The sequence below is a fragment of the Acetobacter sp. genome (assembly GCF_047723915.1).
Classification (GTDB): domain Bacteria; phylum Pseudomonadota; class Alphaproteobacteria; order Acetobacterales; family Acetobacteraceae; genus Acetobacter.
In genome coordinates, this window is the sequence record NZ_JBDOBQ010000043.1 from 1 (window position 1) to 14,542 (window position 14,542).

At 62.8% G+C, this 14,542-nt stretch carries 12 protein-coding genes; 7 read left to right on the plus strand and 5 right to left on the minus strand.

The genetic code is table 11. The features are described from left to right. The coding region (locus tag ABF990_RS14245) for an energy transducer TonB (protein WP_415506662.1) at nt 1-371 on the plus strand (371 nt) is incomplete at its 5' end. A gap of 31 nt (nt 372-402) precedes the next feature. Beyond that, nucleotides 403-912 (plus strand): Fur family transcriptional regulator, encoded by a 510-nt coding sequence (locus ABF990_RS14250; RefSeq protein WP_415506663.1) that lies wholly within the window; start codon nt 403-405, stop codon nt 910-912. Nucleotides 913-1,050: 138 nt separating this feature from the next. Here ABF990_RS14250 and ABF990_RS14255 read toward each other — a convergent pair whose 3' ends face one another. Then, nucleotides 1,051-2,196 carry an acyl-CoA dehydrogenase family protein gene (locus tag ABF990_RS14255; protein ID WP_415490761.1) on the minus strand — a complete coding sequence of 382 codons (1,146 nt, stop codon included), beginning with the start codon at nt 2,194-2,196 and terminating at the stop codon, nt 1,051-1,053. Nucleotides 2,197-2,325: 129 nt separating this feature from the next. Beyond that, entirely contained in the window at nt 2,326-3,654 is a 1,329-nt protein-coding gene (locus tag ABF990_RS14260; protein WP_415490759.1) for a CaiB/BaiF CoA transferase family protein, read from the minus strand. Nucleotides 3,655-3,750: 96 nt separating this feature from the next. Between ABF990_RS14260 and ABF990_RS14265 the strand changes: the two genes are divergently transcribed. After that, entirely contained in the window at nt 3,751-4,671 is a 921-nt protein-coding gene (locus ABF990_RS14265) for a LysR family transcriptional regulator (protein WP_415490758.1), read from the plus strand. A gap of 99 nt (nt 4,672-4,770) precedes the next feature. On the opposite strand, the gene ABF990_RS14270 is transcribed toward ABF990_RS14265, so the two are convergent. Next, nucleotides 4,771-6,081, minus strand: coding sequence for an NtaA/DmoA family FMN-dependent monooxygenase (locus ABF990_RS14270; protein ID WP_415500867.1), 1,311 nt, complete (start codon nt 6,079-6,081; stop codon nt 4,771-4,773). A gap of 740 nt (nt 6,082-6,821) precedes the next feature. Here ABF990_RS14270 and ABF990_RS14275 point away from each other — a divergent pair. The 3 genes from ABF990_RS14275 to ABF990_RS14285 all read left to right on the plus strand — a co-directional run bounded on the left by ABF990_RS14275 (nt 6,822) and on the right by ABF990_RS14285 (nt 12,219). Next, complete coding sequence (locus tag ABF990_RS14275) at nt 6,822-8,144, plus strand: LLM class flavin-dependent oxidoreductase (protein ID WP_415490756.1); 1,323 nt, start codon at nt 6,822-6,824, stop codon at nt 8,142-8,144. A 427-nt stretch (nt 8,145-8,571) separates the two neighbouring features. Further along, nucleotides 8,572-9,765 carry an acetate/propionate family kinase gene (locus tag ABF990_RS14280; protein ID WP_415490795.1) on the plus strand — a complete coding sequence of 398 codons (1,194 nt, stop codon included), beginning with the start codon at nt 8,572-8,574 and terminating at the stop codon, nt 9,763-9,765. 12 nt (nt 9,766-9,777) lie between these two features. Further along, complete coding sequence (locus ABF990_RS14285) at nt 9,778-12,219, plus strand: phosphoketolase (RefSeq protein WP_415490755.1); 2,442 nt, start codon at nt 9,778-9,780, stop codon at nt 12,217-12,219. Between the two features lie 233 nt (nt 12,220-12,452). Here ABF990_RS14285 and ABF990_RS14290 read toward each other — a convergent pair whose 3' ends face one another. Continuing rightward, nucleotides 12,453-12,995: a DUF4142 domain-containing protein gene (locus tag ABF990_RS14290; protein ID WP_415500868.1), complete on the minus strand. Its 543-nt coding sequence runs from the start codon at nt 12,993-12,995 to the stop codon at nt 12,453-12,455. A gap of 450 nt (nt 12,996-13,445) precedes the next feature. Here ABF990_RS14290 and ABF990_RS14295 point away from each other — a divergent pair, with 450 nt between their 5' ends. Then, complete coding sequence (locus tag ABF990_RS14295; protein ID WP_415490794.1) at nt 13,446-13,940, plus strand: hypothetical protein; 495 nt, start codon at nt 13,446-13,448, stop codon at nt 13,938-13,940. 92 nt (nt 13,941-14,032) lie between these two features. On the opposite strand, the gene ABF990_RS14300 is transcribed toward ABF990_RS14295, so the two are convergent. Continuing rightward, on the minus strand, nt 14,033-14,377 hold the full coding sequence (locus ABF990_RS14300) for a hypothetical protein (protein ID WP_415490753.1): 345 nt from the start codon (nt 14,375-14,377) through the stop codon (nt 14,033-14,035). Between the last annotated feature and the right edge of the window lie 165 nt (nt 14,378-14,542).

Sequence of the window (14,542 nt, forward strand, 5' to 3'; positions counted from 1 at the left end):
CATCCGACGCGCCGCCCGCCCCCGTTCAGGCAACACCTATAACGGGCGTGTCATCGGCGCGCAGTTCCCAGGACCCGCTGACCTGGCAGGGAGAACTGCTGGCACGACTGGAAAAGTTCAAGCGCTATCCCGCCGCCGCCCAGGCCGACCATGAAGAAGGCGTGCCAACCGTCACGTTTTCCATGGACCGCAGGGGACATGTGCTGTCGGTCAGGCTCAGAAACAGTTCTGGGCATGCCCTGCTGGACCAGGAGGCCGTGTCCCTGCCCACCCGCGCGGACCCGTTGCCACCGCCGCCTGACGACATACGCGGCGACCCGGTGACACTGAGCGTGCCGGTGGAATTCTACCTCAACAAGGACCGACGCTGACGCTTCCGCAGATCGTGAGAGGAGCAATCCTGTGCTTGTATTTTCAGGACACCGCCGATCAGCGGCGGACATGCATCAGATCCGGCCCGGCATGGAAGCCAACCCCCGGCAGTTCCACCTGCTGGAAGAACGCTGCCAGCACGCGGGACTGAAAATAACCGACCTGCGCCGCGTGCTGCTGCACGGTATTCTCAAGGCGGGACAGGGTGCGACGGCGGTTGGAATCTGGAAGACAATGGCCGTCATGGTTGATGGGCACCCGCCCAGCCAGGGCTCGATCCAGCGCAACCTGAACCTGCTGGTCGAACACGACGTGCTCAGGCGCGATGTCGGCGCGGATCGCATATGGCGCTACCGGATCAGCACCGAGCGCAGGGCCGGCCCGACGATCACCTTTGTGGAAGCCGGAACGGGGCGTAAAATTCCATGCGATGCCGGCGCGATCACGACCGTTCTCAGCCAGTTCATGGCCGAACGCGGCATGGCCCTGCAGGAAGCGTCGATCATTGTGGCCCCCATGGCCGAACCGTCAGGGCTTTGAAGCAGGAAAGCCGGAACCGTAAGGCATGGCGCTGGCGGCAAGGACACCTCCACGCCCCACCCCGCGCCAAACCGGGGAATATGGCAGCCCGCACCCCGGCAGGCTGGCAGGGTTTTGGCGCGGCAACCCGAACGTGCCTTACCGGGTCATGAGACGGCCGATAACGGTGCGCTGGATTTCTGAAGATCCTTCGTAAATGCGCATGATCCGTGCATCCCGCACCAGTCTTTCAAGCGGCAGTTCCCGCGTGTAGCCATAACCGCCATGAAGCTGAAGGGCCTGGTCCGTCACAAACCCCGCCATTTCAGACGCGTACAGTTTCGCCATAGAAGCGGCCTGCGTAAAAGGCCTGCCGTTCTGCCGCAGATGTGCGGCCTGCAGGGTCAGCCCCCATGCGGCTTCCAGGCGGCAGCCCATATCCGCCAGCATCCATTGCACGCCCTGCCGCCTGTTCAGCGCCTCGCCCCCGACATGGCGCGTGCGGGTCCAGTCCAGCGCGTGGTCGAGTGCGGCCTGCGCAATGCCCAGGCAGGTGGCGGCCACGTCCAGCCTGCTGTTGTCCAGCACCTTCATGCTCAGGCGGAAACCGTCTCCCTCCGCGCCAAGGCGGTTTTCCGCCGGAATGAAACAGTCCATGCTCAGGGGATACGCCTTGCCGCCGCGAATGCCCATGAGCGATTCCGCTGGCCCGACATCCAGACCCGGCGTGTCACGCGGGACAACAAAGGCGGAAATGCCCTTGTTGCCCGCATCCCGATCCGTCTTGGCGAAAATAACCAGCACCCCCGCCTCGTCAGCGTTCGAGATGAACTGTTTTGTCCCCACAAGCCTGTAGCCATTCCCCTCCCGCATGGCATAGCTGCGCATTTCCGCCGGGTTGGAGCCGCAACCGGGCTCTGTCAGGCCGAATGCCGCAAGCATGTCGCCCCGCGCGGCAGGGGGCAGGAACCGCTGGCGCTGCCCGTCATTCCCGCCGATCAGGATCGCATCCGTTCCAAGGTAATGCGCCCCCAGCAGGGATGCGGTCGCGGCACAGTTCCGCGCGATGGCGCTGATCGCCAGAATGATCCCCGCAGGGCTGAGGCCGGAACCGCCAAGATGCTCGGGAATATTGATACCCGTCAGGCCCAGTTCGGCCAGGGCAGGCAGGTGGCACGCGGCCGAGCGGTCCTCCGCATCCAGGGTCGCGGCCAGGGGGTGCAGCACCTCCTGGCCGAAACGCTGCACCGTTTCGGCCAGTGCCGCGTCATCCTCCGAAACACCGGGACGGTCGTAAGACATCATGGTTCACTCCATAAATCGGGTAGCTGTGACAAAAGCCGCGTGTGACGCACCGGCCGGAGCCGCCGCCTGCCGCACGCACCGCCCGGCCCAGCGGCGGACCAGTGGCAGACCAGCGGCAGGCGGACAAAATCAGGCTGAAGCGGAAGAATCCCCAACGACACCAAGACTTTTCAGAATTTCTTCCGTATGTTCCCCAAGTGCCGGGGCACGGGACAGGTGCGCGGGCACATGCCCGTCAAAAATGGCGGGCTGGCGCACCAGCCGCGCATCGGGCAGGCGCGGGTCGTCAATGGGCAGAACCATGTTGCGGGCCTGCGCCTGCGGGCAGGACAGAGCCTGATCGACAGTCTGCATGGGGCCACCCGGCACACCGGCCCGGTCGAGACACGCCAGAATATCCGCCACCGACCGTGACGCACTCCATGCCTCGATCCGTTCCCGCAGCACATGGTCGTGCTGGCTGCGCGCGGAATCCGAGGCAAAGCGGCTGTCGTCCATCAGGTCTTCCGCGCCGATCGTCTCACACACGGCTCTGAACAGCCTGTTGTTCAGGACCGCGATGGAAAAATAACCGTCGGCGGCACGGTAAAAACCAAAGGGAGAAGACAGGGGATGCCTGTTGCCCACACGCCCCGGCACCTGCCCCGAAAACAGGTATGTGGATGTGGATGTCACCATGAGCGACATCATCGCCTCGAACATCGAAAGGTCGATGCGCCGCCCCCCGGGCGGGGCCGCCATCCCCTGCATGGCAGTCCCCTGCCCGCCAGACTGCACCCTTGCCTTGCGTTCACGCCCGGCAAGGGCGGCCAGCAGCGCCCAGGAGCCGAACAGCCCCGCGACAACATCGGCCAGCGCCTCGCCCACCAGGGTCGGGGGACCGTCGGGCTGCCCCGTGACATCCATAATGCCGCAAAGCCCCTGAATAATGACATCGTAAGCGGGTTTGGCCGCATCCGGTCCGGTCTGCCCGAATCCGGAAATGCTGAGATATATCAGCGATGGATTTATGGCGTGCAGCGTGTCCCACCCGATTCCGAGCCGATCGGCCACACCGGGGCGAAAGTTCTCGACAACCGCGTCCGCCGTGCGGGCAAGCGCGTACGCCGCCTGCACGCCTTCGGGTGTTTTCAGGTCCAGAACAACGCTTTTCTTGCCCCGGTTGACCTGGGTGAACAGCGCGCTCTCCCCACGCTCGAAAGGGGCGACGTGGCGATAATCGTCCCCCGCCGGTGTTTCGACCTTGATAACCTCCGCCCCCAGATCGGCCAGCAGGGCCGTACAGTACGGGCCGGACAGAACGCGGCTGAAATCCACGATCCGCACCCCCGCAAGCGGACCTTCATGCCCCATGGCGTCAGAACCCGCTGGCCCGGCCCCCAATGGCTCGGCCCCCGGTAGCGTGGCCCCCGGTAATTCGGACTGTGACAAAGGCTTGGCGGGTCGTGTGTCCTGCATGGCGCATCCTTACTTGCCCGGAACGTTCTCTGGTGACGTTATGCGATCCATGCTAAAAGAAAAAATAATATGATCTGATAGGACGTATAACCTGCGATGATACCGTTTTCGCTTCGTCAGCTTGAATATTTTCAGGCCGCGGCCGAAACCGGCAGCACGGTGGCCGCAAGCCGGCTGCTGAACGTTTCGCAGCCCGCGATTTCCAAAGCGATCCAGGACCTGGAAACAACCTGGGGCGAACAGCTTTTTCGTCGCGTGCGTTCACGCGGGCTGGTGCTGACGGCACCCGGCAACCGGCGTTACGAGGCGGCAAGGGCCATTCTGCGGGCGGCCAGGGCCTGCAACCACGCAAAAGGAGAAAACGGACTGGCCGGGCGCCTGTCCATCGGCCTGCTGTCCACCTTTGCACCCCTTTATGCCCCTGCCATTCTGCACGGACTGGCGACCACTTTTCCCGATGCGTCCATTCATCTGGTCGAGGACAACATTCATGCGCTGGAACAGGGGGTGGCCGAGGGGCGACTGGATGCGGCCTTCGTTTACGATACGCCCACCACCTCATCCACTACGCGGCTGGATGTGGTGGCGCAGTCCCCATACCTGCTTCTGCCTGAAAACCACGCCCTTCTGGCCCCACGCAGCCCCCGCCCGCTGACGCTGGCCGACGTGGCGGACATGCCGCTCGTGCTGATAGACCTGCCCTGCAGCAGGGAGTATTTCCTCTCCCTTTTCCATGCCAGTGGCGTCAGGCCGCATATCGGCTACCGGACGGCCTCCCTTGAAACCGCGCGCGCGCTCGTGGCCCATGGCTTCGGATATTCGGTCCTGACAACCGCGCCACACTCCAATATCTGCTACACAGGCAAGCGTGTCGCGGTTTATCCGCTGACCGCATTGCCCCCGCAGAAACTGTGCCTTCTGCTCCCCTCCGACGATACGGGAGCGGTGATCGGGCAGGCCCTGGCCACCATTCTGCGCGCCGCCCACACGCACACCGGCATGGCCCTGTCTCCGTAACACCAGAAGCAGACCGCACCCCGGTATGAACAATGGATCGCATGCCCGCGTTCCATGCCGCCGCAACCATCCTTTTCCATCATGCGCCGTGACGTGCGCCTACCGCCCCGGACGGGTGCCGATATTGCCGCGCAGGGTTTCCGCCGCGTAGCGCGTGCGGAACAGACCGCGCCGCTGCAGCTCCGGCACCACCGCACGGGCAAATGTTTCGTGGCTTGACGGTGCCGTGACGGGATCAATCACGAACCCGTCGCAGCAGCCCGCGGTAAAAATTTCCTCCAGCCTGTCAGCAACCGTTCTGGGGGAGCCCACGATCTGGGCGGGCAGCATTGTCTGTGCTGCCGCCAGAAACTCCGCCTTGGCGGTTTTCTGGAGTTCGGACACTTCCTCGATGATCGCGTGCATGCCCTGCGCCCCCGCCGCCGACCCAGCGCCCTGGCCCGAAAGCCGGGTGACATCCACCCCCGCGGATGCAGACATATGGGCGGCGTTCAGTTCCCCCACGACAAGGCCGTTGATGTAGTCCGCTTTCTCGCGCGCGATGGAATCGGTCTCGCCCACGATGCAGGTGGCCAGCATGGCTACGGCGCAGTCAGTCGGTCGCCGTCCTTTGGCAACAACCTGCTCCTTCAGCGCGCTGTAGCTTGCCCGGGCCTTGTCCATGGGGGCATGGAAGGTAAAGACCAGTTCGGCCCAGCGGGCGGCGAATTCCGTGCCCCGTGGGGACGACCCCGCCTGCATGAGAACGGGATGCCCCTGCGCGCTGCGCGGAATGGTGATCGGCCCGCGCGTCCGCACGAAGCGCCCTTCGTAATTGGCGTAATGCACCTTGGACGGGTCGCCGAATATGCCGCGTTCGCGGTCCAGGATCCAGGCATCCTCATCCCAGCTTTTCCACAGCTTCATGCAGGCTTCCACCACCTCGTCCGCCTGGTCGTAACGCCGGTCCTTGTCCGGCAGAGCAGCAAGCCCGTAATTGCGGGCTTCAAGCTCGGTGGCCGATGTCACGATATTCCACGCCACGCGCCCGCCGCTCATGACATCGAGCGATTGCAGGGAACGCGCCAGATGGTACGCGGGCAGCAGCGTCGTGGACAGTGTTGCCCCAAGACCGATGTAGCGGGTTGCCGCCGCCATGACCGGCAGGACCGTCATGGGGTCCAGGTAGCTTATCTGCCCACCGTAGCGGACATAGGCGTCATAGCCCCCGGCATGAATATCGTACAGCCCCTGCAGGTCGGCAAAAAAACATCCGTCGAAACAGGCATCCTCAAACGTGCGGGCAATATTTTCGTAACGGGACGGTTTGAGAATATCGCCCAGCGTCGCCTCCGGGTGACGCCAGCCCGCCGGATGCAGCGCCGTCGGCCCTGTTTTCAGATACGCGAACAGGTTCATTGTTTTTGACATGATGAACTCCTCCGGCGCAGCAAAGCCCGCGACATGACCGGGACGGGTCGCGTGTCACCGCATGGTGGCGGGTGGCACCCGGCTTTTGACCCACCGTTACCCCGGCCGGAACCATGCGATCCTTCCTGTTGCGAGCATATCCCTTTCTTCTGCCAAGGCGAGCCCCTGCCGGCATTTCATTCCGGGCCGCAGGAGCCAGAGAACCCGGCCCCGTTCACACAAACCGGATCACCAGAAACCGGCGCACAGGGACTGGCTCAAAGGGGCAGGATTGCAGGGGGCAATCACAAAGGGCCCGATTACAGGGCCCGATTACAGGGGCCCAACCATGAGGACCGGCCCCCACAAGGGCCGCAGCCCGGGGTCGCAGCACCAGTCGGCGGCATAGTGCGTGGCCCATGTATGGCCCGCGTAAAGGCCCAAAGCCGAGCGTCCGGCTTGCGTGGGTCCATTTAATCAGTATACTGACTAAATGAGTAGCCAACCGTTGCCATGCGGAGAGCAAACACCATGAAACGACGCGTAGCGGCATTGCCATGGGCGGCCTGACCCTCCGTGCCACCCGTAATGCCCGCCGTAATGTCACCCGGCGGCACTGCTGCCCGCGCAGGAGCGCTGTTCCGTCACACGATCACGGCCGCAGGGCGCGTTTTGCACGTACAGACGAACCGCCCTGCCACAAACCCGCTTCTGCGCTCACATGTTTCCAAGTCCAAGACCCCAAACCGGAGGTATAGCTGATGGCCGATAAAATGCTGCGTCTCGCACTGTTTCTTTTTCCCGGGCAACATCTGGGGGCCTGGCGCCTGCCCGACGCCATTCCGGAACTGGATCTTGGCATCGATTATTATATCCAGGCGGCCCAACTGGCCGAACAGGCCAAGCTGGACGCGATTTTCTTCGAGGATCAGGCGGCGGTGCCGCGCAGCAACAATATCATGAAAGGCGATATTTACGGGGCGGCCAACCCGCGTTCCATCCACTTCGACCCCATGATGCTGCTGCCCGCCCTGGCCATGAAAACCCGGCATCTGGGTCTGGCCGCCACGTCAACGACCACGTTCAACGAACCCTATAATGTGGCGCGCCGTTTTGCCTCCATCGACTTTATCAGCAACGGCCGTGCCGGCTGGAACCTGGTGACGTCGTTCAATGAAAGCGAAGCGCAGAATTTCGGGCTGGACGTGCACATGGCGCATGCCGACCGTTACGAACGGGCCAGCGAATTTGTCGATGTCGTGACCGGACTGTGGGACAGCTGGGAAAAAGACGCCATTCTGCGCGACAAGGAAAACGGTCTGTATTTCGATGTCAGCAAGATGCATTTCCTGCAACATGAAGGAAAGTTCTTCAAGGTCCGTGGCCCGCTTACCATGGACAGAAGTCCGCAGGGCAGGCCCGTCATCCTGCAGGCCGGTGCGTCCGAACCCGGGCGGGAACTGGCGGCACGCACGGCCGATGTCATTTTCACCCTCCAGACCGATATTGCCGAAAGTCGCCTGTTCCGGGACGATATCCGCCAGCGTGCCGTGCGCTTCGGTCGCGACCCCGACAAGATCAAGGTCCTGCCCGGTATTACCCCCATTGTCGGGGCCACAGACCAGGAGGCGGTCGATTTCCGTGAACGGATGAGAAACCTGATCCCCGAGGATCTGGCCATCACGCATCTGATGCCGCATTCGGGTGGGCTGAACTTCCGGGACTACGACCTGAACGGCCCCATGCCGGACCTGCCGGAAACCAACAACGGCAAGTCGCACCGCGCGGCCATTATGGCGCTGGCCCGGCGCGGCAATCTGTCCATTCTGGAAACGGCGCGTTTTTTTGCCGAAGGCAGCTATATGAAAATGGTGGGATCGCCCGCAACAATTGCCGACACCATGCAGGAATGGCTCGATGCCGATGCGTGCGACGGCTTCCTCGCGGTTCCCACTCATTTTCCGCGCGGGGTTGCGGATTTCACCAACCTTGTCGTGCCTGAACTGCAACGGCGCGGTATTTTCCGCAAAGAATATTCAGGCCGGAATTTCCGTGAAAATCTGGGGGTTGAAACCTACGACTGACACCGCCTGCCGCTCGGCAGGCCCGTTTGCACCATCCGGCCTGCCAGCCCGGGAGCGCATGACGCCTCAGCGAACCCGGCCCGCATTGCCACGGCGCATTCCGCCTGCGCGGCCCCATGGCACCCAAACCCACGGAACCGCCCCCGTGGACGCCACCTTATGAAGCCCCACAGGCCCCCATGGAAATCCTCTTGGAAATCCTCGTGGGCCTCCTCATGGAACCTGGGCCGCGCAGACCTGTTATCAGCATGACCCACTGATCAGGTCGGCATAGCCATGGCGAAACCCCGCGCCACGGGCTGCCGCATAGCCACGGCGGGGCCGCCCCATGCAACCGTTATGCGCCGAACGGGCCGGGACACGGCCAGAAACACGACCAGAAGCACGGCCAGAGACCCCACGGGGTCAGACCCGGACAGCGGGCACTATTCTGGTGCTGAACGTCGGCTCATCCAGCATGAAGTTCGCGGTTTTCGCCCCCGGTGGCCCACAGGCCCCAAGGCTGATATCCGGCGCGGTCGAAGGCATTGGCGCGCAGCCGCACCTGCATATCCGTGACCCGCAGGGCACTCTGCTGACGGAACGCCTGCTGGAACCGGCCGATGGCGCGCAAACACGCGCGAACGCCGTCCATCTGCTGATGGAATGGGTCGAGACCCACCCCGATCTGGACATGATACGCGCGGTCGGCCACCGGGTCGTGCATGGTGGGGCGGATTTTGCGGGGCCTGTCCTGGTGGACAGCCATGTCATGCAGCGCCTTGACGCCCTTGCCCCCCTGGCCCCCATGCACCAGCCCGCCTGCCTGGAGCCCATAAAGGCACTCCGCCTTGCGCGGCCCGACCTGCCGCAGATTGCCTGTTTCGACACCGCTTTCCACCGCACCATGCCACCTGTTGCCCAAACCCTGCCCCTGCCGGCCCGCTACGGCGCAAAAGGCGTGCGCCGTTACGGGTTCCATGGACTGTCCTACGAACATATCGCGCGCACCCTCGCCCGCCCCGGCAGCACGCATGACGGGGCACGGGTCGTGGCCGCGCATATCGGCAACGGTGCAAGCCTGTGTGCGCTCCACCATGGGGTCAGCATCGACACGACCATGGGGTTTTCGGTGCTGGACGGGCTGGTCATGGGCACGCGCACCGGCACGATCGACCCCGGCGTTCTGCTCTACATGCTCAATGAGGAGGGCATGACCCCCGCCGCGGTGGCCGATCTGCTGTACCATCACGCGGGACTTCTGGGTGTGTCCGGGCGTTCGGGGGATATGCGCGTCCTGCGCGACCATGCCCGAGATCCGGCCGTGCGCGCGGCGCTGGATCTGGCGGCATACCGCTTTGTCCAGCAGGCCGGAGCCATGATCATGGCGCTGGAAGGCGTGGACAGTCTTGTTTTTACCGGCGGTATCGGCCAGCACGACGCCACCTTCCGCCACGATGTCTGCACCCGGCTGGGCTGGCTGGGCCTTGTGCTGGACAACGCCGCCAATGCCGCGCACCGCCCGCTGGTTTCCGCCCCGCATAGCGCAGTGGGCGTGCATGTCATCCCTGCGGACGAGGAAGCCTCCATCCACCGTCATGTTCTGGCCTGTATCGATGACCGCCCGTCGGGGCCACAGTAAGGGACTGCAAGCATGTCACCCCGGACAAAACCGCTTTCCGAAGAACAGATCGCTCTTTTTGACAAATGGTGGCAGGCCGCGAACTATCTGTCCGTGGCGCAGATCTATCTGCTGGCCAACCCGCTGCTGCGCCAGCCACTGAAACGCGAGCACACGAAACCACGCCTGCTGGGGCATTGGGGCACGACGCCGGGGCTTAACTTCATCTACCTCCATCTCAACCGCATTATTCGCGATCATGCCCGAAATATCCTGTTCATTGCAGGACCGGGGCACGGCGCGCCGGGCGTTGTGGCGAGCACGTACCTTGAAGGAACCTATACCGACTTTTTCCCCGACGTCACGCAGGATCTCGACGGTCTTGCCTTGCTGGTAAGGCAGTTTTCCTTTCCTGGCGGTATTCCCAGCCATGCGGCCCCCACGACCCCCGGTTCCATCCACGAAGGGGGTGAACTCGGCTATTCGCTCTCGCACGCCTATGGGGCCGCCTTCGACAACCCCGACCTGACCGTGGCCTGCGTGATCGGCGATGGCGAGGCCGAGACCGGACCGCTGGCCGCGGCATGGCACAGCAACAAGTTTCTCGACCCCGCGACAGATGGCGCTGTTCTGCCCATCCTGCATCTGAACGGCTACAAGATTGCAAACCCCACGGTTCTGGCCCGTATTCCGCAAACCGAACTGCTGGCCCTGTTCCACGGCTACGGCTACGCGCCCATTCTGGTGGAAGGGCATGAACCCGGCCCCATGCACCAGAAAATGGCCGCCGCCATGGATGAAGCCTTTGCAGCCATTGCCGCCATCCAGCACGCGGCACGACAGGGCGGCACACCGGCCCGCCCGACATGGCCAATGATCATCCTGCGCAGCCCCAAGGGTTGGACAGGGCCGAAAACGGTCGATGGCCAGCGGACCGAAGGATACTGGCGGTCCCACCAGGTGCCGTTTTCCGACCTGGACAAACCCGGCCATCTGGCGCTGCTGGAAAACTGGCTGCGCAGCTACAGGCCGGAAACCCTTTTTGACGACAACGGAACATTACATGCGGATATCCGCGCACTGGCCCCACAGGGGGAGCTGCGCATGAGTGCGAACCCGCACGCCAATGGCGGTGTGCTGAAAAAACCCCTGCACCTGCCCGATATTGCCGAACATTGCGTGCCGGTTGCGTCCCCCGGGGTGCTGACCGCCGAAAGCACGCGCGTTCTGGGCACATGGCTGCGCGATGTCATGCGGGCCAACCTTGCAGCCCGCAATTTCCGCGTCTGGTCCCCTGACGAAAACAATTCGAACCGCCTGACCGCCGTGCTGGACGCCAGCCCAAGGACCTGGATGGCCGAAACATACGCGTATGACGATCATCTGGCGCCTGATGGCCATGTCATGGAAATTCTGAGCGAACACACCTGCCAGGGCTGGCTTGAAGGCTACCTGCTGACCGGACGGCACGGGTTCTTTTCGTGCTACGAGGCGTTCATACCCATTGTGGATTCAATGGTGAACCAGCATGCAAAATGGCTCAAGACCGCGCGCGAAGTACCGTGGCGGCAACCCATTGCATCGCTCAACTACCTTTTGACATCGCATGTCTGGCGGCAGGACCATAACGGCTTCAGCCATCAGGACCCCGGCTTTATAGACCATGTCATCAACAAGAAAGCCGACATTGCCCGGGTGTACCTGCCGCCCGACGCCAACACGCTGTTATGCGTGGCCCGGCACTGCCTTGAAAGCTGGAACCGGATCAATGTCATTGTGGCGGGCAAGCAGCCCGAACTCCAGTGGCTGGACCCCGACGCGGCACAGGCCCATTGCACGCAGGGGATCGGCATATGGGAATGGGCCAGCACCGACAGGGGACACGAGCCCGACCTGGTCATGGCCTGCGCGGGCGACGTGCCGACAATGGAAGCGCTCGCCGCCGTGGATATCCTGCGCCGGGCTATCCCCGACCTGAAGATCCGCGTGGTCAATGTGGTGGACCTGCTCACCCTCGCGTCGCCCGAGCAGCACCCCCACGGCCTTGACGACGCCACGTTCGACAGCCTGTTCACGCTGAACAGGCCGGTGATTTTCGCGTTCCACGGTTACCCGCAACTGATCCATAAACTGATCTACAAACGCGCGAACGCCCTGAATTTCCATGTGCATGGCTTTCAGGAGGAAGGCACCACAACAACACCCTTCGACATGACGGTAATCAACCACCTCGACCGCTATCATCTGGTGCTGAACACCATCCGCCACGTTCCCACCCTGACGGAACGGGCGGCCTATGCCGCGCAGGCCATGCGTGACAGGCTGGTCGAACACAGGCGCTATGTGGACAGCCATGGCCAGGATATGCCGGAAATCCGCGACTGGGTATGGCCTTTTCATACCCGGCCAGACAACAGCCCTTCTGCCGGGTCAGCCGAGCCCCAAGCCCGCGCGAACGGGGCACCCCCGGACTAAGGCCACGCCGGCCCCATATTCCCGCCCGCAACCCTTTACACCTGCCGTGACCAGCAGGCGGGTGCCAGGCCTGCCATCAACCCGTCAGGGCCATGGGGCCGAAGTGCCATGGTGAGGCCAACCCCACGCCGGGCCCGCTTCGGGCAATTGGGCCGGGGTTATCGGCTTTGGGCTGGCGTGCATCGGCCCGGTCGGGCAGCACCAGACACCAGCGGACACTAGCGGGCCGGGCGCTATTTCACCTGTGTCGCATAGGTAGCGAGTGCCGTTTTGGTATCGGTCGCAAGTTTGACCAGATCGGGATTTTTGGACCCGGCAATTTCAGCATCGAGCACAGGCTTCATCCGGGTATTCTCGTGCGAAAGGTAACGCACATAGCTGCGGTCGAACGCGGGACCATGCAGCGTCTTGTAGCGGTTGATCGTCTTCTGCCCAGCGGTGGACGGCTTGGCGGTCAGCGTCAGGGCATGCGGTGCCACAAGCTTTGTCAGTGTGGCCTGGTTTGCTGTCAGATCCTTGGCGATAGTCCCGCCCAGGGCTGCCAGGTCGATACGCGCCGCATGTGTCTGCGCCGCCTGCCCCAGCGCGATCTGGGTCATGTTCATGTCATTGAGCGTCTGGGCAAACGTTGCATCCGCGGCGGTAAGGGGCGGTGCCTTTTGCAGGGGCGGCAGGGGCGGCGCGGGAGGCTGCCCGTTAACGCACGCGCTCAGCGCAAGAAGGGCCACCAGGAGCGGAGGCAGGGCACGCGACGTGGAACGAGACAGTAGCGACATGATCGGCGGAAACTCCCTGAATGTCCGATGCGGTCCGGAACGCTGCATCCATGATGCCAGATGGCCAGCGGCCGGGCTAGCGGCAGTGGCCGGGGCTTTGCGATACGGAACAGACACCCCCATCATGGCGATGCACCGCCATGATGGGAGCCAACGGCGCCCAAGGCAATGCTCTGATCCACCGTGCTGCGCGCGGGCCGTGGTTCGGCTGGCGCCATATTTGGGCACGGAAAGAGATTTTGCGAGGCTACGGGCCTTGCATCGACCTGAAAGAGCGCACTAGGCTGGTCAGGCAGGCGTGCCACACTGGCGTGTTTCAATCGAGGTTTGGAGATAATCCGGGAAATGAAGTGTCGCAGTGTGTCCTTGCTTGCCGTGCCCTCGCTTCTTTTGAGCCTGAGCGGCTGCGGGTATTTTGATTCGCGGGCTGCGCACAAGGCGCAGATCACCATGATCGGGATGACATCCTACGACCTTCAGGCCTGTGCGGGGCTGCCAACGGCCACCAAGCAGATCAATGACACAACCCAGATTTTCATTTTCACGGGAACGCAGCCGCAACCCAGCTATGGCGGGTCCACCCTCATCCCGGTCGGGGATATTGTCACGACCGTTGCCCAGCTAGGCGGCGGTGGCGGCACATCGTGCTCGGCTGTGGTCCGCCTGGATCATGACCGGGTATCGGATGTGCATTACACCGGCAATAATGACGAAATTATCGGAACGGACGGAATCTGCTCCATTATCACCCGTGGCTGCGCCCGCCAGCCGGAAGGGACAATGAACAAATCCGCAGGAGGTATATTCGGCCCGGTTTCCGCATTCCATTCGCCAGTCGCGCCCAACCAGTCGACAAGTGCAACCTATTCGACGCAATCGGGCGCAACGCTGCTCAATACGGACAAAAAATCCTCCGACCCGATCATTATTCCCCGCACGCAGTAACGCAGGTTTTTAACGGCCACATTATTCTTGTGCGGGGCCATAGGCTGAACGCCGTCCACGCCTCCGCTGGCAAGCCCACGCCGGAACAGACGCTATCTGCCGTGCGGGGGTGTAATAGTGGCGTGTGTCGCATTTTCAGACGGGCGAAAGGCCGTGCTCTGCGCCTTGGCCGTGACCCAGTTCAGGGCTGCCCGTGCATCGGGTAGCGAAAGCGTGCCGATATCAACATCCAGACCGATACGCAGGGATGCCAGATCGACCTGCGACACAAGATCATAACGTGCGCCGACAGCCCCCGGCCCATACTTTAAATGGGCGTCGGTAATGCACATGAACCGGTCATATGCCGTGCCTTTCTGGAACGGATACTGCGCAAAACACTGCGATACGGCTGCGTGCATCGCACCCACGCCACGGTCATCGGTACATGCGGCCACGAGAGCGCACAGGACAGCAAATCCCCACAAATGCTTCATTTTTCTGCCAACCTGTTTTTCCACTAGCCTGGAACGGCTCAAAAGACGTGGGTGCACGATGATGACATATTCGTTTGTTTCCTATGTGTTTCCTGCGGAGTGATTCAGGCACAAAAAAACCCGCCT

What these genes read in the sequence shown, in the direction of transcription:
- ABF990_RS14255 (WP_415490761.1), bottom strand. Translation starts at nt 2,196, where the DNA reads ATGATGTCTTACGACCGTCCCGGTGTTTCGGAGGATGACGCGGCACTG.
- ABF990_RS14260 (WP_415490759.1), bottom strand. Translation starts at nt 3,654, where the DNA reads ATGCAGGACACACGACCCGCCAAGCCTTTGTCACAGTCCGAATTACCG.
- ABF990_RS14265 (WP_415490758.1), top strand. Translation starts at nt 3,751, where the DNA reads ATGATACCGTTTTCGCTTCGTCAGCTTGAATATTTTCAGGCCGCGGCC.
- ABF990_RS14270 (WP_415500867.1), bottom strand. Translation starts at nt 6,081, where the DNA reads ATGTCAAAAACAATGAACCTGTTCGCGTATCTGAAAACAGGGCCGACG.
- ABF990_RS14275 (WP_415490756.1), top strand. Translation starts at nt 6,822, where the DNA reads ATGGCCGATAAAATGCTGCGTCTCGCACTGTTTCTTTTTCCCGGGCAA.
- ABF990_RS14285 (WP_415490755.1), top strand. Translation starts at nt 9,778, where the DNA reads ATGTCACCCCGGACAAAACCGCTTTCCGAAGAACAGATCGCTCTTTTT.
- ABF990_RS14290 (WP_415500868.1), bottom strand. Translation starts at nt 12,995, where the DNA reads ATGTCGCTACTGTCTCGTTCCACGTCGCGTGCCCTGCCTCCGCTCCTG.
- ABF990_RS14295 (WP_415490794.1), top strand. Translation starts at nt 13,446, where the DNA reads ATGATCGGGATGACATCCTACGACCTTCAGGCCTGTGCGGGGCTGCCA.